Origin of the sequence: Brochothrix thermosphacta DSM 20171 = FSL F6-1036, from assembly GCF_036884295.1 — a bacterium.
Classification (GTDB): Bacteria; Bacillota; Bacilli; order Lactobacillales; family Listeriaceae; genus Brochothrix; species Brochothrix thermosphacta.
The window spans coordinates 2,223,883-2,247,721 of the sequence record NZ_CP145608.1; the positions used below are offsets into that span (position 1 = coordinate 2,223,883).

23 protein-coding genes are annotated in these 23,839 nt (G+C 35.9%); 1 reads left to right on the plus strand and 22 read right to left on the minus strand.

Translation table 11 applies throughout. The features are described 5' to 3' along the window. Positions 1-16 precede the first annotated feature (16 nt). The 9 genes from V6S17_RS11075 to V6S17_RS11115 form a co-directional block, all read right to left on the minus strand. Positions 17-349, minus strand: a complete 333-nt coding sequence (locus V6S17_RS11075) for an LPXTG cell wall anchor domain-containing protein (protein ID WP_029091686.1) — start codon at positions 347-349, stop codon at positions 17-19. A gap of 68 nt (positions 350-417) precedes the next feature. Further along, positions 418-1,191: a WxL domain-containing protein gene (locus tag V6S17_RS11080; protein WP_211250360.1), complete on the minus strand. Its 774-nt coding sequence runs from the start codon at positions 1,189-1,191 to the stop codon at positions 418-420. After that, a complete protein-coding gene (locus V6S17_RS11085) occupies positions 1,184-2,227 on the minus strand; it encodes a DUF916 and DUF3324 domain-containing protein (RefSeq protein WP_036027381.1) in 1,044 nt (347 codons plus the stop codon). Before V6S17_RS11085 ends, V6S17_RS11080 begins: the two co-directional genes overlap by 8 nt. Before the next feature lie 29 nt (positions 2,228-2,256). Continuing rightward, positions 2,257-3,099 carry a WxL domain-containing protein gene (locus V6S17_RS11090; RefSeq protein ID WP_029091683.1) on the minus strand — a complete coding sequence of 281 codons (843 nt, stop codon included), beginning with the start codon at positions 3,097-3,099 and terminating at the stop codon, positions 2,257-2,259. A gap of 552 nt (positions 3,100-3,651) precedes the next feature. Further along, on the minus strand, positions 3,652-5,007 hold the full coding sequence (gene gdhA / locus V6S17_RS11095; protein WP_051457474.1) for an NADP-specific glutamate dehydrogenase: 1,356 nt from the start codon (positions 5,005-5,007) through the stop codon (positions 3,652-3,654). Positions 5,008-5,192: 185 nt separating this feature from the next. Continuing rightward, entirely contained in the window at positions 5,193-6,929 is a 1,737-nt protein-coding gene (locus tag V6S17_RS11100) for an FtsX-like permease family protein (RefSeq protein WP_051535983.1), read from the minus strand. A gap of 81 nt (positions 6,930-7,010) precedes the next feature. Further along, positions 7,011-7,970 carry an IS30 family transposase gene (locus V6S17_RS11105; protein WP_069124469.1) on the minus strand — a complete coding sequence of 320 codons (960 nt, stop codon included), beginning with the start codon at positions 7,968-7,970 and terminating at the stop codon, positions 7,011-7,013. Between the two features lie 111 nt (positions 7,971-8,081). Then, the gene (locus tag V6S17_RS11110; protein ID WP_029091882.1) at positions 8,082-8,840 is read right to left on the minus strand and encodes an ABC transporter ATP-binding protein; all 759 of its coding nucleotides are present in this window, start codon (positions 8,838-8,840) and stop codon (positions 8,082-8,084) included. A 182-nt stretch (positions 8,841-9,022) separates the two neighbouring features. Beyond that, entirely contained in the window at positions 9,023-9,619 is a 597-nt protein-coding gene (locus tag V6S17_RS11115; RefSeq protein WP_029091881.1) for a PepSY domain-containing protein, read from the minus strand. Between the two features lie 161 nt (positions 9,620-9,780). Here V6S17_RS11115 and V6S17_RS11120 point away from each other — a divergent pair, with 161 nt between their 5' ends. Beyond that, positions 9,781-10,407, plus strand: a complete 627-nt coding sequence (locus V6S17_RS11120; RefSeq protein ID WP_051457290.1) for a pentapeptide repeat-containing protein — start codon at positions 9,781-9,783, stop codon at positions 10,405-10,407. 75 nt (positions 10,408-10,482) lie between these two features. On the opposite strand, the gene V6S17_RS11125 is transcribed toward V6S17_RS11120, so the two are convergent. From V6S17_RS11125 to V6S17_RS11185, 13 genes are all read right to left on the minus strand, one after another. Then, a complete protein-coding gene (locus tag V6S17_RS11125; protein WP_029091880.1) occupies positions 10,483-11,268 on the minus strand; it encodes an ABC transporter ATP-binding protein in 786 nt (261 codons plus the stop codon). Positions 11,269-11,280: 12 nt separating this feature from the next. Continuing rightward, a complete protein-coding gene (locus V6S17_RS11130) occupies positions 11,281-12,285 on the minus strand; it encodes a FecCD family ABC transporter permease (RefSeq protein WP_029091879.1) in 1,005 nt (334 codons plus the stop codon). After that, positions 12,282-13,301, minus strand: coding sequence for a FecCD family ABC transporter permease (locus V6S17_RS11135; protein ID WP_029091878.1), 1,020 nt, complete (start codon positions 13,299-13,301; stop codon positions 12,282-12,284). Before V6S17_RS11135 ends, V6S17_RS11130 begins: the two co-directional genes overlap by 4 nt. Before the next feature lie 42 nt (positions 13,302-13,343). Beyond that, positions 13,344-14,387: an NAD(P)/FAD-dependent oxidoreductase gene (locus V6S17_RS11140; RefSeq protein WP_029091877.1), complete on the minus strand. Its 1,044-nt coding sequence runs from the start codon at positions 14,385-14,387 to the stop codon at positions 13,344-13,346. A gap of 14 nt (positions 14,388-14,401) precedes the next feature. After that, positions 14,402-15,334, minus strand: coding sequence for an ABC transporter substrate-binding protein (locus tag V6S17_RS11145; RefSeq protein WP_051457289.1), 933 nt, complete (start codon positions 15,332-15,334; stop codon positions 14,402-14,404). A 356-nt stretch (positions 15,335-15,690) separates the two neighbouring features. After that, positions 15,691-16,779, minus strand: a complete 1,089-nt coding sequence (locus V6S17_RS11150; RefSeq protein WP_029091876.1) for a DUF871 domain-containing protein — start codon at positions 16,777-16,779, stop codon at positions 15,691-15,693. 73 nt (positions 16,780-16,852) lie between these two features. Then, complete coding sequence (locus V6S17_RS11155; protein ID WP_029091875.1) at positions 16,853-18,124, minus strand: PTS sugar transporter subunit IIC; 1,272 nt, start codon at positions 18,122-18,124, stop codon at positions 16,853-16,855. 77 nt (positions 18,125-18,201) lie between these two features. After that, positions 18,202-18,513, minus strand: a complete 312-nt coding sequence (locus tag V6S17_RS11160; protein WP_172588623.1) for a PTS lactose/cellobiose transporter subunit IIA — start codon at positions 18,511-18,513, stop codon at positions 18,202-18,204. 14 nt (positions 18,514-18,527) lie between these two features. Further along, entirely contained in the window at positions 18,528-18,842 is a 315-nt protein-coding gene (locus tag V6S17_RS11165) for a PTS sugar transporter subunit IIB (RefSeq protein WP_029091873.1), read from the minus strand. Between the two features lie 231 nt (positions 18,843-19,073). Continuing rightward, positions 19,074-20,240 (minus strand): GNAT family N-acetyltransferase, encoded by a 1,167-nt coding sequence (locus V6S17_RS11170; RefSeq protein ID WP_029091872.1) that lies wholly within the window; start codon positions 20,238-20,240, stop codon positions 19,074-19,076. Between the two features lie 15 nt (positions 20,241-20,255). After that, positions 20,256-21,650 (minus strand): glycoside hydrolase family 1 protein, encoded by a 1,395-nt coding sequence (locus V6S17_RS11175; RefSeq protein WP_029091871.1) that lies wholly within the window; start codon positions 21,648-21,650, stop codon positions 20,256-20,258. Between the two features lie 247 nt (positions 21,651-21,897). Next, positions 21,898-22,659 (minus strand): formate/nitrite transporter family protein, encoded by a 762-nt coding sequence (locus tag V6S17_RS11180; protein ID WP_029091870.1) that lies wholly within the window; start codon positions 22,657-22,659, stop codon positions 21,898-21,900. A 136-nt stretch (positions 22,660-22,795) separates the two neighbouring features. Continuing rightward, a complete protein-coding gene (locus tag V6S17_RS11185; RefSeq protein ID WP_029091869.1) occupies positions 22,796-23,710 on the minus strand; it encodes an aldo/keto reductase in 915 nt (304 codons plus the stop codon). Positions 23,711-23,839 lie beyond the last annotated feature (129 nt).

The following is a 23,839-nucleotide window of genomic DNA, read 5'->3' on the forward strand; positions in this document are numbered from 1 at the left end:
CCTTTTTCAATTAATTTTATTGAATGTTCATTCTTCGCTTTAAAAGATAGACAGAACTACCTCCCAAAAGAATTAAACCACTGATTATCATGAATACTGACTGTTCATCTCCGGTAGTTGGTAATACACCAATTCCACCACCATAACCATTGCTGTTAGTATTATCACCACTTTGTGTTGATGGGTCACTGTTATTATTTTCCTCTGTAAAAACATACTCCCCGTAGAAGCTAGTAGAACCATTTGATTTGTATTGAATTGTCTCTGATGCCTCTACTGTGTTTAAATGAACTAACATAAGCAGCAATAATAGAAAGGGAAACAAAGCTACTATTTTTTTCTTTCGCATTTTTCGCCCTCCTTTTTTCTATTAATGAATACAAAGTTCTTTCGCAGCGACTTTGGTTCTTAATAGAACTAATTGCTAGCTACTTCTGAAAGAGTCCACGTTAATTGGGCACGATATTCGACAGCTGATTTCGGCGTTTTACCAGGAACTTCCAGTTGAACGTCTGTATTTTTATTAACACTCTCTTTAACCCCTTCTTCATTCACTATTTCTACCTTCTTTAGCCCTCCAAATACATCAACCCAAGTCCCATCTCCAGCACCATCTGCTGCACTCATAACTGGAACGGATTCGCCTGGATTTAAACTCACACTTTTGACTGTCGTTGGTGCGGTAACACCTTCTGAATTAGAAGCAGGCTGCCCGTTATTCAAGGTAATAACCGATCCTTTCAGTGTTTTGTATTTTGCAGTCGCATTTTCAAATTGTGCCTCTTGCTTTACTTTTAAATCCCAACCTGTTGATACACCACGGTTATCTGTGACTTGTACATAGTTTGCTGTCGCTTTACCCTCTTCTTTGTACAGCTGAGGATTCGCGTAATAGACTTCGTCTACGGAAGAAATTTTATTTGTTCCAAACTCAATACTTGAAGCAAAGTCAATGCTTAATGGTCCAGGAGTTCCTGGATTTGGTCCACCAGGAGTCAAAGGATCTACGAGCTTTCCTGGATCTATAGGGTCTACTGGTTTTACAGGATCATTATTTGGTACGAATTCAACAGCACCATTTGACGCATAGTCTGTACCCGTTTCTTCTGCCGCTACTGGAACTGTAGCAGTTGCCACTGCAGTTACACTTAAAAGCGCAACAATTGTAAGGTGTTTGCCATATTTAATCATTTTCATTCTCCTCTGCTCTGTTCTTTTTTTTCTTCACCACGATTAACCAAATAATCAATAGTACTATCAACAATAAAACGAGACCACTAATAATATATAACCAGATATTATTATCTTCGATAGTGACATCTTTTGCATTCAATGCAGAAGCTTCATCATCAGTGATAGTAAAATCTTCTTTCCAGTGCCACTTGTTTTTATAAGAAGCAGCCGAAATATCCAATGTATATTTACCTGGTTTAAGTTTTTCACCTGTACCTAATGCGATAGGATAGTTAAAATTAGTATTTGGCGCCATTTGCATCATGTCTTTTTTCGATTCGTAAAGTACTTCCGTATCGTTTTTACGCATAATTTTAGCATCAACTTTTAGTTGATTAACATAAGTCGCTTCTGTATTTTGGAGATTAGCAGTAATCACATTCCGAAAATTTCTTTGAGCAGGTCCCACTTTATTTAACTTCAATTCTGGTTTTACTGGCTTTAAATCTTCACGTAATGATAAGCCGACGACGTAGGCATAACGATTATCGATTGCCATTCCGCTCGTTTGTGTGTCCACTTTCTTTTCAGGCTCATCTTCTTGCAACGATAAACCGCCGGTAATACTACCTTTAAAACTCTCTTTTGGCATTTTAACCATTAGCTTTAATACATAAGTAGAATCCGCTTCAATAATAACTTTTTTCTCAGTTGTCACAATATCTTCGATGTTATATTTTAGTGTTTCATCAGCCTTCTTTTTTGACGGACTGTAATCAACAACCCCACTATCATTTGTGGTAGTCATTGCTATTTTAGGATGAATACTGACGGCTTTATTCGTTGAATTTGTCAATGCAACGCTAAGTTGCTGCTCTTGACCGGGTGTCATCTTCAAATCAAAATAGCCTTTTTTAAGATCAATTTGATTTCCTGGTTTTTGTGGGACTACGGCAAAATTAAATTCGGATGCACTCACTGGTAGTATTAAAATCAGTTGCAGTACCATCATTACTAGCGTTGTCATTACTAAAATGTTTTTTCTCAAACTCATAAAAAGCCTCCATCTTCATCATATATTACTTATTCTTCATCGTTGCCTGCAACTTCTGATAATGTCCAAATTAGGTTAGTTTTATAACTTGCTGCGGATTTAGCAATTTTACCTGGGACCAATAAACTGACTTTATGATTTTTGTTGATTTTTTGTTCAACCATCTCGTCATCCACTTCAACAAGTGATTTTTCATCATCTTTCAAATCGGTTTCACTTGAACCAAAACGAGCAACCCAGGTCCCTTCACCTTGGTTTTTAGCAGCACTCATAACTTGCACTGACTCACCAGGAATTAAATCTAACCCTTTATAAACAGTCGGTTCTTCTGATCCGGTGCCTTCTGTATAAGCAGTTGTACCGTCTAACGTAATCATTGAGCCCTTAAGGTCTTTATTTTTAACATCTTCTGTTGTTGTAAACTCACCCTCTTGTTTTACTGTTAAATTCCAACCAGCAGCCGAACCACGGTTATCAGAAACTTGAACATAGTTTGGTTTGTTTATTGTCTCACCTGCTTGATTCACAACTTGTTGTGAATATGCGTAGTACGTTACATCTGTTGAAACAATTTTTTGAGTACCAAATTGTAAACTTGATGCAAAATCAATACTTAAAGGACCATCTGTACCAGGATTTGGACCACCTGGGTTTAGTGGATCAATCGGAATAACCGGGCCAACTCCTGGACCTTCTGGATCAATTGGTTTTGTTGGGTCTGTATTTGGAATGAATTTAACCGCCGCATCTGATGAATATTCAGCACCATCATTTCCCTCTGCTGCATAGACTGCTGTAGTACCTCCGATAACACTTGCATTTAAAATTGCACTGATTGCCAAAACTTTGCCAAATTGTTTTGTTTTAATCATAAAAACATCTCCCTTAATTTTTTTAGTAGTCAACTAAGTAAGTAATCTGAATAATACTTTCTGTCTGCCAAGTTATCATTACGTATCTTTATTATTGATTGGACTTACTAGCTAAATTAATCTTACCAGTAATTTTTTGTATTTTTCTCTCAACATAGATACTGTTTTAACACAAAAAAAATAGGACATTTTACTATGCTCCTAAAAAAGAAAAGCATAATAAAGTATCCTATTTTGACAAATAATTTTAAATCACGTAGAAAAATATTCAAGTAAATTATTTTAATTTCCGAAAAGTGATGCGAGAATCTTTTTTTGGAATTAATTAGTTTTTTTTGAATGGCTTTTAAAATTATATTTCAGTTTAATTAGCGATAAATTTCACTTGATTTTAAAAAACAGCAACAAATAAGTATTTAATCACTAGTAACCAAAATAATTATGCCTTATTCCACCATAAAATGCAATGAAAAAAATACCTTGTCACAGGCATTAGAGAATTTTCATTTCTAATACGTAACAAGGCCTTTTCATTATTTAATAATAGGTATTTTAAACAATACCTTGTGAAACCATCGCATCTGCAACTTTTTTGAATCCAGCAATGTTGGCACCTGTTACCAAGTCATCTTCTTTGCCGTATTCTTTTGCAGTATCACTAATTGTTTTGTAGATATCTTGCATAATTTCTTTTAATTTTTCATCAACCTCTTCAAATGTCCAAGAAAGACGTTGGCTGTTTTGTGACATTTCTAACGCTGAAGTTGCAACACCACCTGCGTTTGCAGCTTTAGCTGGTGCAAATAACACACCATTTTCTTGGAAATAAGCAACACCATCTAATGATGTTGGCATGTTCGCGCCTTCTGCTACCGCTTTAACGCCATGTGACACTAATTTTTTAGCAAGTGTTAAATCGATTTCATTCTGAGTTGCAGATGGTAATGCAACAGTATAGTCGATATCGATATCCCAAACTGATCCTTCAGAATAGACAGCTTGCGGGCGTTGAGCAACATACTCTGTTAAACGCGCACGTTTAACTTCTTTACAATCTTGTAAGACGCTCACATCAATACCTTCTGCATCATAGATATAACCTGTTGAATCTGAACAAGCAACAACTTTAGCACCTAATTCTTGCGCTTTTTGGATAGCATAGATTGCTACATTACCAGACCCTGAAACAACAACAGTTGCATCTTTAAATGACAGACCTTTATCTTTTAACATCTCATCTGTTAAATAAACAAGACCATAACCAGTGGCTTCTGTTCGTGCTAAGCTCCCGCCATAAGTCAATCCTTTACCTGTTAAAACACCTGCATCATTTGAATGTTTCAGACGTTTATATTGACCAAATAAGAAACCAATTTCACGACCACCTACGTTAATGTCTCCTGCTGGGACATCTGTATTTTCTCCGATATGACGATATAATTCTGACATGAAACTTTGACAGAATCGCATGATCTCCATATCAGATTTACCTTTAGGATCAAAGTTTGCTCCACCTTTACCACCACCGATTGGTAAACCTGTTAATGCATTTTTAAAGACTTGTTCAAATCCTAAAAATTTAACGACACTAGCAGTTACTGTCGGATGGAAACGCAAACCACCTTTATATGGTCCAATCGCGCTGTTAAAGTGCACTCGGTATCCACGGTTCACTTGTACGTTACCTGCATCATCTACCCAAGGGACACGGAACTGAACAAGTTGTTCTGGCTCTAAAATACGATCAAGAATATTTAATTTTTGATATGCTTCATTCTCTTCAACAGCTGGATACACTGTATCAAGAAATTCTTTAACGGCTTGCAAAAATTCTGGTTCGTTAGCATTTAATTGTGCCACACGTTCATAAATTGCTTGTGTTTTTAAAGCTGTATTTGTATTCCCCATAAATAACACATCCTCATCTGTATAGTAGTATTACTTTAACACGTCTCCGTATTGTCTGACAATTCCGATTATTCATCAAACCGTTCTCATTTCGAGATTGATTACATCGTTTTTTTGTAATTTACGGCATTAAAAAACAATCATCCTTAAAAATAATATTTAAGGATGACTGCTATCACTGCTGTTTAATTGCTTTTACCTTTTTTCTTAGGTAACACAACATTTTGATAAAGGCTTACTGTTATCAAGTAATAAATACCATAAATCACAATGAAGATTGCAAAAGGAATCCAAATTTTGAAATACACATTAAGGCTTAAAAAGAATTCAAACATTTTCATTCCCACTAATACATGGACACTTGCAAGTAACGCTGGGAAAATAAAAATCAATACCAGTTCATAATTTAATGATTTAAATAACAGCTTACGTTTTACACCAATTTTATTAAGCATATCATATCGTTTAATATCAGATGGTGCTCCCACTAAAATTTTGAACATTAAGCAACTCGCCATCATAGCTAAGAATGCAAATCCTAAAAACAATCCCATAAAGATGATGCCACTAAACATACCACGCATCATATTATAAGCGCTATATTTACTGTAGATTTCTTTTCCAGGATAGCGGTCCGCAGTAATTTTGTCCAAGGCTGCTAACTCTTTTGAATTTGCTGTAAAATCTTTTAAAACAGTCGTAACAACATTTTCGGTTTTGCTATTTATTTTATCAAAATCCCGCTGCGCAATAATTTTAACTTCTCTTTCTGTCCCTAACTGACTAATCGCATTACTCCACTCTGACATACTATCATCTTCATAAAGTGATCGATTGGTTTTAATTTTCTGTTTTACTTTTAACACCTCTGCACCATTCTCATCATACTTCGAATAATTTAATGGTGTTTTTTCTAAATCGGATTGAAGAAAATAACTGATCTCGCCTTTATTTTTAAAACGATAAACGGCTTTTTCAGTTGTATCCATTTTTGCTAAAATGTTTTTTTCTGCAACTGTTGGATTTTTAATAATTGAATCATACGCTGTAGTACCTGAACTTGCTTCTAACATATTATTATTAAAAACCAACGCTACAGCCATCGATCCAACTGCAAGTGCGATTAGCATGGTGACAAGTGATAAAACTTTGGTTAAATCACTCACACGAAAACGTAACTGTGCTAATGTAAAACGATTGATATTACGATCATTGAAATGCGGCGTTTTTTGTAGTCGCACAATTAACAATGGTAACAGTGTCTTAAAGAAAAAATAGGTTCCTAATGAAATTGTAACTAGGGCAATAAACATCCCCGCAACTTGAAGTTTCTTTAAATCAATCATGCAGTAATAACCAATCGCTAATAAGATAACAGCCAATAGGCCCTCAATCACTTTTTTTGATGTGCTTATAACAACGCGTTCAGAGGTTTCTGTACCATTAAGTAGCTGTAAAACAGTTAAACGTGTTAATTTTATCACGTTGATAATTCCCGCAATAACAAATAAAACGATAAAAAAGAGGACTGTTATAAGTAACGATTGAGGATACAGCGCTTCAAAGTTACCACCTTCTAATCCGAGTCTATTCATTAGAAGTGTCGAAACACCTTTTGCTAATCCAGTACCTATTAAAATTCCTACAACAAGGGTAATCGCTGCAATTACAATCGTTTCAATAAACATGAATTGGGCAATTTTGTTTTTCTTAGCGCCTAACATCATATACATACCATATTCTTTTTGGCGTAAGGTTAATAAAAATGCATTGGCATATAAGATATAAACAACTGTAATTATTGCCAATAAGACGGTACCTGCATGAAAGACAATGCCCATAAACTCATATGGGGTGCTACCTTCAAGGAAAGACTTATTAATTGCTAACGTTTCAAACATGTAAAAAATTGCAATCGACATAATTAGTCCCATGAAAAGGATAATATATTCTTTTCTTTTACTTTTCATTCCAGATAATGATAGTTTTAATAATTTTATTTGTCAAATTAAGCTAGACAAAATATCATTATTAACATAACTCAAAAATACTTCCAATGGTGTTTTATAGTTCAATGACTTTCTAGGAATGTTATTTCTTTTAGAAGCAACAGACTGAATGAACGCTTCATCAACTTCATTGAAATTCATTCTCTTAGGTAGTCCGTCCTTGCGTAATAATCCGTTGGAGTTCTCATTTAACCCTCTTTGTGAGGGAGTACCTGGATCAGCAAAGTAGATATTAATATCATTGGAGTTACTGACAGATTTCCAATTAGAAAATTCTTTACCACAATCAAACGTAATAGACTTAAATAAATGAGTGGGAATTGTTTTAAACCAGTTGTTTAAACTGTTTTCAATATCTATTGCTTGTCTGCCGGTAGGTTTCAACGTAATAATTACTTTTGATAGTCTTTCAACTAAGGTAATAACAGCACTTTTATGATTTCTGCCAACGATAGTGTCACCTTCAAGGTGACCAAACTCACTTTTGAAGTGACGATTTTCCTTATCACGCTGATGAATCGTTCTTTTAAAAGCTTGTTTACCTCTCTTTTCTTTGTGACCATTCGGCTTTCTTTTCCCTTTCATTGGTAAGGCGGCTAAGTTAAAATAGCCACGCTTAAATAGTCTATAAAGAGTACGAACAGAACAAGAAATAGGAAACTCGTTACGACCAATAATCACGTCTGGTGTCCACCCTTGAGCCACTTTCTTTTGAATATAGTCAGTTTCATTATCAGGTAAAAGGATAGGAAGTCTCCCACAATTTTTTTTATTATTTTTGTATCGTTGGTAGTAATCTAGCATAGATAAACCATCATCTAAAGCGTTGTAAACATTATAAATAGTTTGTCTCGAACGTTTTAAAGTCTCTGCAACAAATTTAACTTTCTTAGTTTGATGATAATATGATTCTATTAAAACGAGTTCATCTGTAGTAAGATGTGTATAGGTCATTTGTGATCACTCTCCTTGTTTTCTTTCGTCGGAAATACAATTTGAGTGTATCACAAATGATTTTTTTAATTGTCTAGCTTAATTTTACAATCGGCGTAACATAAAATCCTCCTATTCTGCCATACTATATTCTTCAAGTACAGACAGTATTTCTTTATAAAATTCTTGTCGAGTACCTGTTCGTAATATTTCTTTAAATAACAAACCATCTTTAATAAATAAGATGCGTTTACAATAACTTGCACTAAATGCATCATGTGTGACTAATAAAATTGTCACTAATGCTTCTTCGTTTAATGCTTTCATCGATTCTAATAAACTTTGAGCATTTTTAGAATCCAGCGCACCTGTTGGTTCATCACCTAGTAATAAGTCAGGTTGATGTACAAGCGCACGAGCTGCTGCTGCACGTTGTTGTTGTCCGCCTGATACTTCATTTGGATAACTGTTTAAAATACGTGTGATACCCAATGTTTTTGCAATCTGCTCTACTTTTGTACGAATTGCCACACTTGACTCATTTTGTAATGAAAGTGGTAAGGCAATATTTTCATAGATTGATAAGTTATCTAATAAGTTAAAGTGTTGGAAGATGAAACCTAATTTTTGAGAACGAAATTCTGCTAAGCCATTTGTATCTAACATACTGAGATCCTGTCCAGTAATCGATATTGAACCTTTGGTTGCTGTATCTAACGTCGCTAAAATATTAAGTAGCGTTGTTTTACCTGAACCAGAAGGCCCCATAATACCAACAAAATCACCTTTATCAACCTCAAAAGATACATCTTTTAATGCCATGTGTTCATTTTCATTTTTTTTACCATAAATTTTTTGTAGGTGCTGAATTGTTACAATTTTTTCTACCATTTTTATTCCCCCTCAGATTCGCTTTCTTTCACTCCTATAACTATAACAAGCTTTTTCAACGGAATCGTGTGACTAGCATGACAGTTTCTCTTATTAGACTTACATTTATGTCACACAAATTTTAATTTTTTCCTAACAAAAAGCACCTTTATGACAATTGCCATAAAGATGCCCGTTTAAGTTTAGTCTTCTTCTACTTCTAATACTTTACCTGTTTTCGCATCAATTTTATAAGTGGATTCTTTGTCCCCATCCATTACAGTTATTTCATAAAAACGAAAATCAAGCTCTTTTTCTAACGTCAGTTGGGTCACATAACCTTTTCCCGCTTCTTTTAACGTTAGTTCCATCACTTCATCCATGGTCATTAAATCATCCAGTGTAAAACTATCTTGTTGTTTTTCAACACCACCACGATCTTCTTTATCTAGTTTTTCAGCTTTTTTACTCATAAGCTCGCCAGTTTCAGCATTGATTTCTACTTTATAAGAACGCTCATCATCAACACCACTCACCTCATAAACAAAGTTTCCCCAATCTTTTTCTAGCTCAACTCCAGTAAGACTAGCAGAAGAATAGGTTTCTTTTAATTGATCGACAGCTTTAGGCAGTGTCACTTTAAATTTACGATTGTTGATTTGTTCTTCATTTGTATTCTTAACCGCATTTTCTGAATCATTTTCTTTTGCAGTACCCGTTTGTTTATCTGTAGCATTGTTACCGCAAGCGACTAACAGAACTGTGGTTAAGAGAACAAGTAGAAGTAAGTATCTCTTCATTTTCTTCACCTCATTTATAGTTTATCGTTCTTTAAACTATACCCACATCAACTACTCTTAATCATATACAGCAAAGAGATACAATTTTATGTCAATGTCAACTCTAGCTCTTCTTTTAAAACTGGCTTATAATTAAACTAGTGAAAAAAATGGAGGTTCTTATGAAAAAGTCGATAATGAATAACGCTAATTTTACAAATACCGTCACAGATTCAATCGTTTCTAGTGATGCCTTTTCACCTCATACCCACTATGTTAACTGTAAAATCGATATCACTGCTTCTTTTGAAGGTTGCGAAGATATTCACTTTGAAAACTGTATTTTTACAGATTTAACATTTAAACGTTGCGAATTTTTAGATGTTATTTTTAGTGGCTGTGACCTTTCTAATAGTGACTTTGAAGATAGCGTATTTTTCCGGGTTTTTTTCAAAAGTTGTAAATTAATGGGAGCTAATTTCATTAGTACTTATAGTAAAGATACACAATGGATTGATTCTCAACTGCCTTATGCTAATTTTTCTGAAGCTAAGTTAGTGAAATCAACCTTTGAAGCAAATGATATGACTGAAAGTTTCTTCCAAGATGCTACTTTTGAAAGCATCAGTTTTATTAAAGATCGCCTTACTGGCTGTGATTTTTCTCAAACAAAGCTAAAAGGTGTTGATCTCTCAACCTGTGAATTTTATCATATTGTTGTCAGCCCTGAATTATTAAAAGGTTTGAAAATTGCACATTCTCAAGCTTCTGCGATTGTTCATCATTTTGGTGTCGAATTAACAGACTAACTGCATAATGTATGAAAACGCTAGCTCTCAAAAAGAGCCGCACTTCCAATTATTACGATGGAAGGACGGCTTTTTTTATTTCAACAAATTATAAGTAATACAGACTGGTTTTGTTGTCCGCGGATCAGTGGTAATTACTGCATCAATTTGAAATGTCTGCTCTAAAACATCAGTCGTCATCACTTCTGTCACTGGACCATCTGCAATAATTTTTCCCTTACCAATGGCTACCATTTCGTCAGAAAAACGCGCTGCTAAATTGATATCGTGTAACACCATGATAATGGTACGATTTTGTTCGCGGTTTAATGCTTCCAACAACTCCAATATTTCCAACTGATGTGATAAATCTAAATAAGTGGTGGGTTCATCTAATAAAATAACGTCTGTTTCTTGAGCTAACGCCATTGCAATCCATACCTTTTGACGTTGTCCGCCAGATAATGTATCTACTTCACGTTGCTCAAAGTCTGCTAAGCCAGTCACTTTAATCGCCCAGGAAACAATATCCTTATCCGCTTGTGTAGGTTTAGCAAAACCCTTTTGATGTGGGTAACGTCCATAATAAACCAATTCTTTAACTGTCATACCACTAGGCGCATCTTGTTGCTGTGGTAAAACAGCCATTTTTTTTGCAACTATTTTAGTTGGCAATTTTCGAATATCAGCACCATCTATTGTTACCACGCCAGCTTTTTGGCGTAATACACGACCAATGGTTTTAATAATTGTCGACTTTCCACAGCCGTTGGCGCCAATAATACTTGTAATCTTCCCTTTAGATAAACTTAGATTTAAATCTTCCACGATATAACGTTCATCATAGGCAATTGAGAGCGCCTTGGTTTCGATGCTTTTCATTCTTAATTCCTCCTAGCGACTCTTTGCCATTAAATAAATAAAGTAAGGCGTGCTAACAATTGTAATCAATAACCCCGCTGGAATAGTGACATCCAACGCACTTGATCGTATTAATGTATCTGCTAATAATATCATTATACTACCAACTAGTGCAGATGCGGGTAATGAACGTTTAGGATCAACACCCACTAACTTTTTAGCAATATGGGGACTAATCATCCCGACGAAGAAAAAGTTACCACCAATCGCTACACTCGCAGAAGATAATAAAATAGCGGCTAACGAAAAACCAATAAAGGCCAATTTGAGCGGTACACCTAGACCCAATGCTGTTTCATTTCCCAAGTGAATAATGTTTAGTTTTGGTGCGTGAAAATACACCCCTCCTGCTAAAAAAAGCACGACTGGTATGAGAATACTAAGATGTAGCCAATCAGCTCCCCATAAACTCCCCGCTAACCAACGTTGAACAAATTCGTGTTGTTGTGTGTCCATTCGTAATGATAAAAAGAGCGTCACCGCATCGTATCCTGTTCCCAACGCAACACCGGTTAAAATTAAGCGGGTCGGTGACAGTTCTTGTTTACGCTTAGATGCCAGTAAGAATATTAATCCTGCGGCAACAACGCCCCCAACAAAAGCAACTATTGGTAACATTGCTGGCGTATCACGCATTAAGCCTGTAAATAAAAATAGTATCATAAATAAACCTGAACCCGAACTAATCCCCAATGTTCCAGGACTAGCCATATCATTTTTCAAAAGACTTTGCATTATACAGCCTGCAATACCCATACCGGATCCTACAAAAACACTCAATACTATTTTAGGCATTCTAAAATCAAAGACAATTAAGTTTTGTTGTGGAGTGCCTTGACCTGTGAATACGGCAAGTAAATCAAACGGTGATACACTCATTTTACCGGTATTTAAACTCCAAATAAACACGACAATTAAAACGGTGATTAACGATACGAAAGGTAGTATTTGGCGATTAAAACGCTGATGTATTTTCATTCAAATTCCCTCCTTGTACGGTTGGATAAGAATAGAAAAAACGGCACGCCAATCATCGCAAAAATAATACCTAGCGGCGTTTCGTTCGGTCGATTGATTAAACGACCCACTAAATCAGCTAGCAATAAAAAGACTGCCCCATATACAATGCTGGCCGGTATAACCGCGCGATAATCAATTCCCACAAAGAAACGTACAACGTGTGGCACAATTAACCCAACAAAACTAATGGGACCCACTAACATGACTGAAAGTGCGCTTAATACAAACACAAGTATGACGGTTACAAGTTTAATGATTGACACTTTTGCGCCCAAACCTGCAGCAATCTCATCCCCTAAATTAATTAGCGTTAAGCCACGTCCAATACTGATACTCATTATAATTGTTATGAAGAAAAAGGGTGCGATTATTTGTAAATCATCCCAATTAACGCTGGCTGATCCCCCTGAAAACCAATAGGTCATTGATTGTCCTAAATGAAACTGCAAAGAAATTAAAGAAGACAATGCGCTGAATAACATTGACACTGCAATACCTGATAAAATCAAACGTTGCGGACTCATTGGGCGCTTCCCCATCATCGCTAAACCGTAAGTAATTGTTGTTGATACAGCTGCGCCGATACAAGCAAATATTATCAGTTGTATGTGTGATTGCCCTGGAAATAATGCCATACTTAATGCAACTGCGAATGCTGCTCCCGAACTAATCCCCATCAAACCTGAGTCTGCCATGGGATTACGTGTAGTGGCCTGCATCATCGCCCCAGTGACTGCTAAGCTGCTTCCAACAATAATATCCGCTAATGTTCTTGGTAAGCGTAAAGAGCGAATAATTTGGTGCTGAGTATTGTCGCTATCAAATTGTGTGAATGCTTGCCATGTTGTTGATAATTCAATTGATGCGGCTCCCAACGCAACTGATAATAACACTAACAATACAATTAAGAGAACGCCGATAGCAAGAAAAAGCGAAAGTCTTATTCGGGTAGGCGCTTTTTTTTTCTGTTTCATGTGTTTCTATCCTTTCGCTAGCATTCACTTGAACATGACTCATTAACCAAAAAATTGAGCTTTCAACGGAATGTTTTTTTCGTCAAACTTGTGATTATGCGACGAGACTCTCCCATGAGAATGTGCCTCTGGTTCGATGTATTTTTTCACTTGATTAACGGCGTTACCGGCATCATGGAAAGCACCTGCAATTAAATGTAATTTACCTGAATGTGAAACAACCTCTCCTGCTGCAAATATACCTGGCACATCTGATTGATTATCAAAGGATGTTTGCACATAAAAATCGTCATGTTTTTCAAGGCCGACTGTATTTTTATCGAAAATTGCGCCTTCTTCACTGTAACCATGATTAATAACAACCTCATCAACAGCAATTATCGTTTCTACCCCTGTCAGATTATCAGTTAATACCACTTCTGCAATACGTTCACCGGTACTATCTGCGATAAAACGCGTAATCGTATGGTTACCTTTGTAAGTCGCTTGACCTGCTAAAAGCTTAGATACTTGCGATTCATGGGCTTTTAATTCCGCTTGACGATACACTAACGTGACTTCTTCTGTTAATGGCGCTAATATATTCACCCAGTCAACAGCTGAATTGCCACCACCCGAAACAAGCACTCTTTTTCCGCATAAGGCTTGTGGATCTTTCACGAGATAATGAAGATTTGTTGCTTCGTATTTTTCAGAGTCTTCGACGGTGATTTTGTTCGGTAATAAAACACCCCAACCGCTCGCCATAATCAATGTTTTACTATAATGTTTGGCTCCTGTTTCTGTCGTTACAACGAATACGCCCTCTTCTTTATCAATCCCGATTGCTTTTTGACTTAATACAATGGTAGGGTTAAAAACCTCTGCTTGCTCAACCAAATAATCAATCACTCTTCCGCCAGGAGTTGGTGGTAAAGCACCAATATCCCATACCATTTTTTCGGTATACACATTTAGTTTCCCACCGAGACGAGGCTCGCTTTCAATAATTTTTGTTTTCAACTCACGCAAACCACTATAAAAGGCGCTAAATAGTCCAGCCGGGCCCCCGCCTATTATTGTCACATCATATATCTCTCGTTGCATGCGAATCCCTCCTTTTATTTAGCTACTTTGATTAACTCATCACGTACAAAATCAACTTGTTTATTTGCTGAATAAAGGTCCGTATAAAAACCGAGTGCAAATGGCATTTCTACTAAACGATTATTTTTAATGGCGGGTAAGTTTGTCCAAATCTTACTTTTATTCATATCATCCATGCCTTCATAGGTATTACGGATAATAACATCCCCTGCATACTCAGGTAATACTTCTAATGATACTGCTACATTAAATTTATCTTTATCGATGATTTTTTTCTGAATTGCCTCTGGTGCTTTTAATTTCAGGCTTTCATAAGCAATTGCACCAATACCATACTTTTTGCCATTAATATTCATCTCTTTTAAGCCACCTTCAAAGTTTGAAACCGTTAACTTATCATAACCAGCAGCCATTAATTTATTGTGTGAAGTGTCCACATTTTTTTCGTAATCAGCCAATGCTTTTTTAGCTTCTGCTTGTTTTCCAAGCAACTCACCCATAAATGTAACGCGTTCTTCTGTTGTCAATTTATCGTAAGGCATATAGACTGTCGGTGCTATTTTACCCAGTTTAGCTACTGCTTTTTTATCAATAACAATAATCAAATCAGGTTCTAATGCTAAAACAGCTTCTTCATCCCAAGCGTCCCAAGCACCTAAATCCTTCGTTTTCTTTGAATCAAAAACATCCTCAAGCGCTGAACCTTTTAATACATTCGAAATCCCTACAGGTGTTACACCTAATGCATACGCGTCACCAATTACATACTGAACAAGTACACGTTTTGGTTTTTTAGGAACTTTGACATCGCCCTCACTTGTTTTAACTGTATGCATTTCTGGTTTTTTATCTGCCGCTTTTTCCGTTTTTTCATTACCACAAGCTACCAGTAAACCAATCGCTAGAATCCCCATAATCATTATTATTTGCTTCATTGTTTTCTTCATTCCCCAAACCCCCCTTTATTTTTTATAACTCCTGTACATCTTGCTGTCTCTTTATCTTTAAACACTCTTCATAGCACTAAGCGCTTACAAACTCTTCTAATAAAAAAAAAATCATTAGCTACAACTATTAGTTACTTTCCCTACACCCCTTCAATTGATATTGATAGTCATTCTCAATTAGATTATAAAGAGTTATCATCTACAAATCAATCTCTTTTAAAGATATATATTCAAACGCTCTATAACCCTTCTATTACCGTCACATTTCCGACAAAAAAAACAGTACCCTGACAAAATATGTCAACATACTGTTTTCTCTCATTAATGATTATTTTATTGAACGTTTGGTTTTGCTTTTATTTTTTCTCGCGTAGTCCGAAAGATTCCCACGGTTGTAAGCGTTCAAGCAAGTACAATTCTTCTGGTACAATATGACCGACAATATTTGTCGTTCCTGTATTTTCCATTGTTTGTAAAGCTACATTCATTTCGCCTTTATAACGTGAGTCACCATTATTATCAATTGTAACATCACCTGCTTTGATTTCAGTTGTGTTATGAGGTTCAAATGATTCATTTTTATATTTAACACGCGATTGCGTACTACGCACAACATAAGCTGAAACATCGCCACGGTTATGGTGTGGTTCCTCAAACATTATAATATTTTCGGTTGTATTGTTTTCTGCTGCTGGAACAACATCAAACTCTAGTTTATAACGGTTTAACTCACCTAATGCTTTTAATTCTGCTTCAGATGCGTACATGTTACCGATGATTAAATCATCGATTAAACCTGTTTGCCATAAATCTTTAGCTTGCACAATGATTGATTGACCACGGTGTTCTTCCAATGTTGGTAAACCTTTTCCAGCTGCATCCCATGGGCCATAAGCTGCGTGTTGTGAAGAAATCATTGCTGCTGTTTTAATGCCATGATCTTTAAACATTTTTGATGTTTCTGTAAAATGTTTACGTGACAACGCTGTATACGGGCGTGGATAGAAGTTATGACAACCAATAATGTTTTCACGATTTGCTTGATACGATAAAATCGTTTCAAGGTATTTAGTACCGATACTGACATTTAATTCGATTTTCAAGTCACACGGATCCAATGACATGATTGCTTCTTCATGACCACTAAAGCCCATATCTAAACGAATGCCTGCTAAATGGTACTCTTCTTTTAATTTCGAAATGCCTGTGTAGTCAATCCCTAAGTCTTCAAAAACTTCTGGCGCCACATCAGCAATCACTTCAATACCTAAATCAGCTGCAAATTTATTTACATCTTTCATTTTTTGACGTTCACTTTCACTGTCTAACGAGATTAGACAGGTGAAAATACGAGTAAAACCATATTTATGTGCTAATTCAATATAAGCAGTAATTTCACTTGTTTCACTGTGTTGTGGGTAAACAGAAAATCCTAATCGTCTCATTAATAAAAACCTCACTTTTATTTTTTTTAAGAAAAGCCACATACGAAAACTCGCATATGGCTTTAAATTTTAATTATTTGCTCTCAGCTTTATGTTCTTCAACTTCAACGCGTGAAGACATCGCAACGAATGGTATATAGATTAATGTCGCGACTAAAATGATTACGATACTTAGTACCGCCCCTGTCCACGATTGTGTTGTAAGGAAACCATTGATAACCGGTGGTGTTACCCACGGAGTTGCAATTGTTGCTGCTGGAACAAAGCTTAACTTAGTTGCCCAGTAAGCAATTGTTACAGAAACCATCGGAGTGATGATAAACGGAATAAACAATACAGGGTTTAAGATGATTGGTAAACCAAACATCAACGGCTCATTAATATTAAAGAGACCTGGACCTGTTGCAATTCCCCCAACAGTTGTATATTGCTTATTACGACGGCCAACAATAAAGATGGCAATAATCAAAGCAATTGTTGTTCCTGATCCACCCATGTTAACAAAGGCATCTAAGAACGGTTTGTTAATGATATATGGTGCTGCATGACCTGCTTCAAGTGCTGCTGCATTTTCTGCAATAGCTGGTAAGTTGATTGTTTGTAAGAATGGGTCGATAATGTTTGCCCCATGAATACCGAATGTCCATAAGAATACAGGTACAAACGCTAGGATTAAACCAGCTACCCAAGTGTTTGTTAAGCCCATAAATGGTTGTTGAATTGTATTATAGAATGCTGTAATAATGTCTGGCATGTTAAATGATGTCGAGATAATTGTACGAACTAATGCAAATGCACCGATTGTAATAATCGCTGGTAACAACGCAGCAAATGATTTCGCAACTGCTGGTGGTACTGTATCTGGCATTTTAATCATTAATTTTGGACTACCTGATAAACGTGAAAATAATTCTGCTGATAAAAGTGCAATAATAAGTGATATAAAGATTCCGGCTGTACCAGTCGTCATTCCAGAAAGTCCACCTTCACCAAATGTACCAAATGTAAGGTATGTCGCTACACTGATAACACCTGCTGATAAACCATCTTTGTTATAACCTCTCGCTAAGTGATAAGCAACTGTAAACGCTATCAATATTGACATGAAACCAAATGTGGCATTCCACATGTTTCCGCCCCACTGAGTCCATACATCATGCGGCCAAATCTTATCCATTAAGTTCTGATAAGCTTTGATCGGTAAGTTGTTAATCAATACTGCAAAAGATCCTAAAATTGTTAAAGGCATTAGTGTTACAAATCCGTCACGAACCGCGATTAGATGACGTTGTGTACCTATTTTTGCTGCAATTGGTACGAATTTTTCCTCTAAAAATTTAAACATGTTCCCACTTCCTTTTTGTGTTTTTATATAGACGCCCAATAAAGGGCGCTATTTATTTGTTGATAATCGATTTACAATTAAGCGATGCGCTCATATAAATCAATCACTTCTACTGCTAAATCTTTAAAAGTAATCGCATTCATTAAATGGTCTTGACTATGGATAAGTAAAAGTGATACTTCTACTTTTTCACCCTTAGCTTCTTGTGTTAATAAACCAGTTTGTGAATGGTGTGCTTCCACCAAGTTTTTGTTTGCCTCTTCGATTTTAGCACGCGCTTCTTCAATCTTACCGGCTTTAGCCAATTGAATAGCTTCCATACAGTCACTCTTAACATTTCCACTGTTCATGATTAATCCCATGATTGCTTGTAATAATTCTTCATTCATAATTTAAACGCTCCTTATTTCTCCATTAATTCTACTGCACGATTCAGAACGTTTGCGCCATTCATCATACCGTAGTCTGCCATGTTGATTACTTCTACAGGTATATCTTTACCTGCCAATTTACCTTCCATTTGACCTTGTAAGTAACGTACTTGTGGTCCTAATAATAGAACATCAATTGTTTTGCTACCTAAAATTTGATCAACTTCACTTGCTGATACTGCAAAGATTTCAGATTCTAATCCTTTTTCTTTTGCAGCCGCTTCCATTTTTGTCACTAATAAACTTGTGCTCATACCTGCTGAACAAACTAACATAATTGTTTTCATACGTTTCCGCCTCCTATGGCTCGATTACTTATAAATCTAGAATAACACACAATGGTCTATACCACAATAAAGAAATCGCTTCCATTGCTGTTTTAACGGTGTTTATAAGCTATTTTAGTTAATTGGTACAGTCCAAAAAATAACGCTTACATTGTATAATAGACTAATTGGGACATTTTTTAAATAAGTTTGAAATAACTAAAAAATATAGTCATTTCTATACATTCCTATTTAAAAATGCTCATAGAATAAGGCAGACATCTGTGGTAATGCCTTTTCCCATTCTAACTTAATTTTATCAGATAAATCTGACAATGCATATCTTTCAATCATCGAAATATTTAAATAACCTAGCATTGCAGATGAAAACGTTGTGATATCAAGATGTAATAAGTCATTTGGTTGGTTTTCTTCCATTATTTCTTTTACAGTACCATCCGTTTCTATTCTATAGACACCTGCATTCCACGGTGCAAATTTATCGGCAATTTTCAAATGTAAGGGTGCTGTCAACTCTGCCCATTGATACTTTTCTAAGAACGGTTTTACGTCTACGATACGTACCATTTCATGTTGGACGAGTTCTTTCTTAAACTGCGGATCATTAAAATCAAAGCCTAGATAATCATTTACAATCGCTGAACCCTTTATTTCATTAACACTCGCACTATGAGAGCTAATAAAACGCCACAACGCTTGTTCAGCTTGAACGTTACTGGCAACAAAATCGTTCACCATAAATGTTAAACCTTTTAACGAGTATCGTACATACCCTTTGATTTCACCTTCTTTATGATAAACACCAAAAAAGCTATCCGCTTCACGACGTTCAATTCTATTCCACCAAGCAGCCTCTCTTTGAACCATTCCAGTACGTTTCAAAGCTTCTTTATTATGAAACGCCTGAACGGCTTGAAACTCTTTTTTATCATTATATTCAAAACTGAAACGGTGTACATCATCCATTTCTTTTCCGAAATTTGGAAATTGTGCTGTCGGAATCGTATAATTGATACGATCTACAAACAACTCCCAACCAAAGTAACGATAAAATGATACCGAATAAGGTGCCAACACAGAAACGATTTCACCTTTCTCACGCATTTTTACTAATAATTCCATAATCAATTGTTTCATAATACCTCTATTACGGTATTCAGGATAAGTGGAAACAAAACCAACGCCACCCATTTTGTAAGAAACTGTATTGATGGTCATATTCAATGGTAGAGACATAATTAAGCCCGCTAAAGAGCCTTCTTCGTAAGCGCCTAACGTAATGCTGTTTTCTAACCAATAACTAAAATCCTTACGACGTTCACCACTATAGGGTGTAAAACAATAATCCCGCAAACGATGGGCAATTTCAAAATCTTCTTTAGGGATAATTTTAATCATTTAAATTCCTCCTTCTCAATCTTCAAAGCCGTTGTTTTCGGAAACTTTTTTATACCAATGACCACTTTTTTTAATCGTTCGTTTACCGTCATTTTCTAAGTCGAGCGATACAAAACCATAACGATTTTTATACGCGTTTAACCATGACCAGTTATCAATAAAAGTCCACATATGATAGCCACGCACATTAGAACCTTCCGTAATGGCTTGATGGACATATTTCAAGTGTTCACTAACAAATTCAATACGGTAATCGTCATTAATCTGTCCCTGCTTATCAATAAAACGACTTTCATCTTCTACTCCCATCCCATTTTCCGAAATGTAACATGGGATATTGCCATAATTTTCGCGAATATTTGTTAATGTATCATAAATACCTTTTTCGTATATTTCCCAGCCACGGTAAGGATTAATCTTTTTATTTGGCATGTCATAAGTCTCAAAGAAATCCTCTGGCATCGGTACTGACCATTCATGTGGATTTTCGCGCGCTTGAATTCGACGTGGTTGGTAATAATTAATGCCTAATAAATCCACTGTATTATTTTTGATAATTTCCAAATCTTCTACTAAGTAACTCGGTAAAACATCTGCAGAGCGTAAATCATCAATTAAGTCTGCTGGGTATTCTCCCAGTACTGAGGGGTCTAAAAAAGAACGATTGAAGAAACCATCAGCAAATTGAGCAGCTTTTACATCAGACGGATTATTTTCATCGCGTGCGTAACTTGGCGTTAAATTTAAAATGATACCTATTTCACCGATTTTACCTAATGCACGATAAGCTGCTATTGCTTTAGCACTGGCCAACATTTCATGATACCCTACTTGAACAGCTGCTTTAAAACTCACCTCATGTGGGTAGTGAAAACCATAAAGGTAACCGCCTTCGACTGGAACAATCGGTTCATTATGTGTAAACCATTTTTTGACACGATCACCAAACAATTCAAAACAGGCCGTTGCATAGGCCACATAGGCATCAATTGTTTTCCGATTTTCCCAACCGCCCTCTTTTTGAAGCACCACCGGCATATCAAAATGATATAGATTAATAAAGGGTTCAATGTCATTCTCTAACAATTCATCAATTAGTTCATTATAAAATTTTACAGCTGCAGGATTAATCGCTCCACGGCCTTCTGGAATTAAACGACTCCATTGAATAGAAGTTCGGAAAGAGTTATGTCCAGTTGCTTTTAACAAGGCGACATCTTCTTTAATATGCGTATAAGCTTGTGATGTTTTTTCTGGTCCAATAGTATTGAAATATAATTCCGGTTGCTCTTTGTACCATAAATCCCAAATGTTATCGCCCTTACCATCGTTTTCATAGCGACCTTCTGACTGTGGTCCACTAGATGCAGAGCCCCAGTAAAAATCTTTTGGAAATTGATAATTTGTCATATTATTTCCCTCCTTGATATATGTAAGCGCACTCTTTTATTTCTAATCTAAATCACTTGTTAATTCATCAATTAACAAATGACTGCTACATTATCATGTAAGCGTTACCTCTTATTATCATACAAGAAACAAATAAAAATTGCACCAAAAATCTGTCTAGTCCAATTATAAAGGTACTATCGACCTAACTCATTTACACCTAAAAAAACCGCATTCTAAACATGATATTAGAATACGGCTCTCTGACTTATTTATTTTTCTTAAGGCCATAAAAGTAAATGGCTGCTACAAAGATTGCTCCTCCAACAACATTTCCAAAATACACTGGAATAACATTTTGGATAAACGCTAACCAAGAAGATTCGCCTTCGAAGATGGCCGCTGGGATGACAAACATATTTGCGACACTATGTTGAAAACCAATGGCTACAAAGGTCATAACTGGGAACCAAATCGCTAAAATCTTACCAGCAGCATCTTTCGCACCATAAGCAAGCCAAACTGCCAAACCTACAAACCAGTTACAACCTATGCCTGATATAAAAGCTTGTAAAGCTGTTGCATCGGTTTTAGCTGTAGCGACTGCGACTGTTTTATGTAAGTATTCAGCGCTACTGGTCAAACCCACAACATGTCCAAAAAAATAGGCAACAAACAATGCCCCTAACAGATTGGCAAAAGTGATCACTAACCAATTCGATAATAACTCTTTCATCGTTACTCGTTTGGCAAACCAAGAAGTCGCAACAGCCATAATATTTCCTGTAATCAATTCCCCACCTGCCATCACAATAACAATAAGCCCAATTGGAAAAACGGCAGCTCCTATTAAATTTGCAAAACTACCCCAATCCGTTATCGATGCTATCACTCGAATATAGGCTAAGTAGCCCAAGGAGATCATCGCACCCCCAACAAACCCTAAAATCATTTTTTGAATAAAACCAGTATCTACTTTTCCCCTACCTTTTTCAATCGTGACTTCTAAAATTTCTGACGGTGTTAACATCTAACTATCACTCCTTTAGGTCGTTATACTATGATTTTTTATCCATTATTAGTATATCGTTTTATTAGTCCTTTTTCACTCGTTCCTAGAAAAAAAGACACCCCTATTTCAGAAGTGTCGTTTTGTGTTCAAATTCTTATGGTAAAATATTACCTGCTACTTTATAAAGATCGTACCACTCTTCGTGAGTCAAATAAACATCTGTCGCTTTAATCATTGATTCAATGCGAGAGACATTCATACTTCCCAGTAAAACTTGCATTTTTGCTGGATGACGTAAAATCCAAGCAATGGCAATTGCTGACGAACTGACTTCATATTTATTAGCTAGTTTGTCTAAGGCAGCATTTAATTCCGGGAATTTTTCGTGTCCAATAAAAACACCTTCAAAGTAACCATATTGTAGAGGCGACCATGCTTGTATTGTCATTTTTTCACGACGACTATATTCTAATAAGCCAGCTGAAGGTTGCTCACCTTGATAGATGTTATTAACGTTAAACCCTTCATCTAACATTCCCGTATGTTTTAAGCCAAATTGAAGTTGGTTTACAACCAAAGGTTGTTCAATAGCTGTTTTTAATAATTCAATTTGTTGAGGGTTTTGATTACTCACACCAAATTGACGAACTTTGCCATTTTTTTCTAACTCATTAAATGCAGATGCAATTTCCTCAGGTTCCATTAAAGCATCTGGACGATGTAAAACTAACAAATCTAAATAATCTGTGTCTAAACGCTTAAGAATACCATCAACAGAATCAACAATATGCCCTTTTGAAAAATTAAAACCTTGTTTAGTAATACCACATTTTGATTGTAAAATTAAGTTTTCACGTGAAACATTCAGTTCTTTTATCGCTTTCGAAAAAACTACTTCTGATTCTCCACCACCATAAATATCAGCATGATCAAAGAAATTGATACCTCCTGCAATAGAAGCGTCTAATACTTTTGCTGCTTCACTAATTTCTAAGTTGCTCATTCTCATACAACCTAATGCGATATCTGATACTTTAAGATTTGATTGACCTAATTGAATTTGCTTCATGAGGTTCCTCCTATGTCTTTTATTCACTTTTTAGTTTACGCTATAACGTATCATTATACGAGTGAAAGCGCTTAAAAATCACAACGTTTTTTATCTATTTGTCACATTTCGTCCTATCTTCAAAAGTCG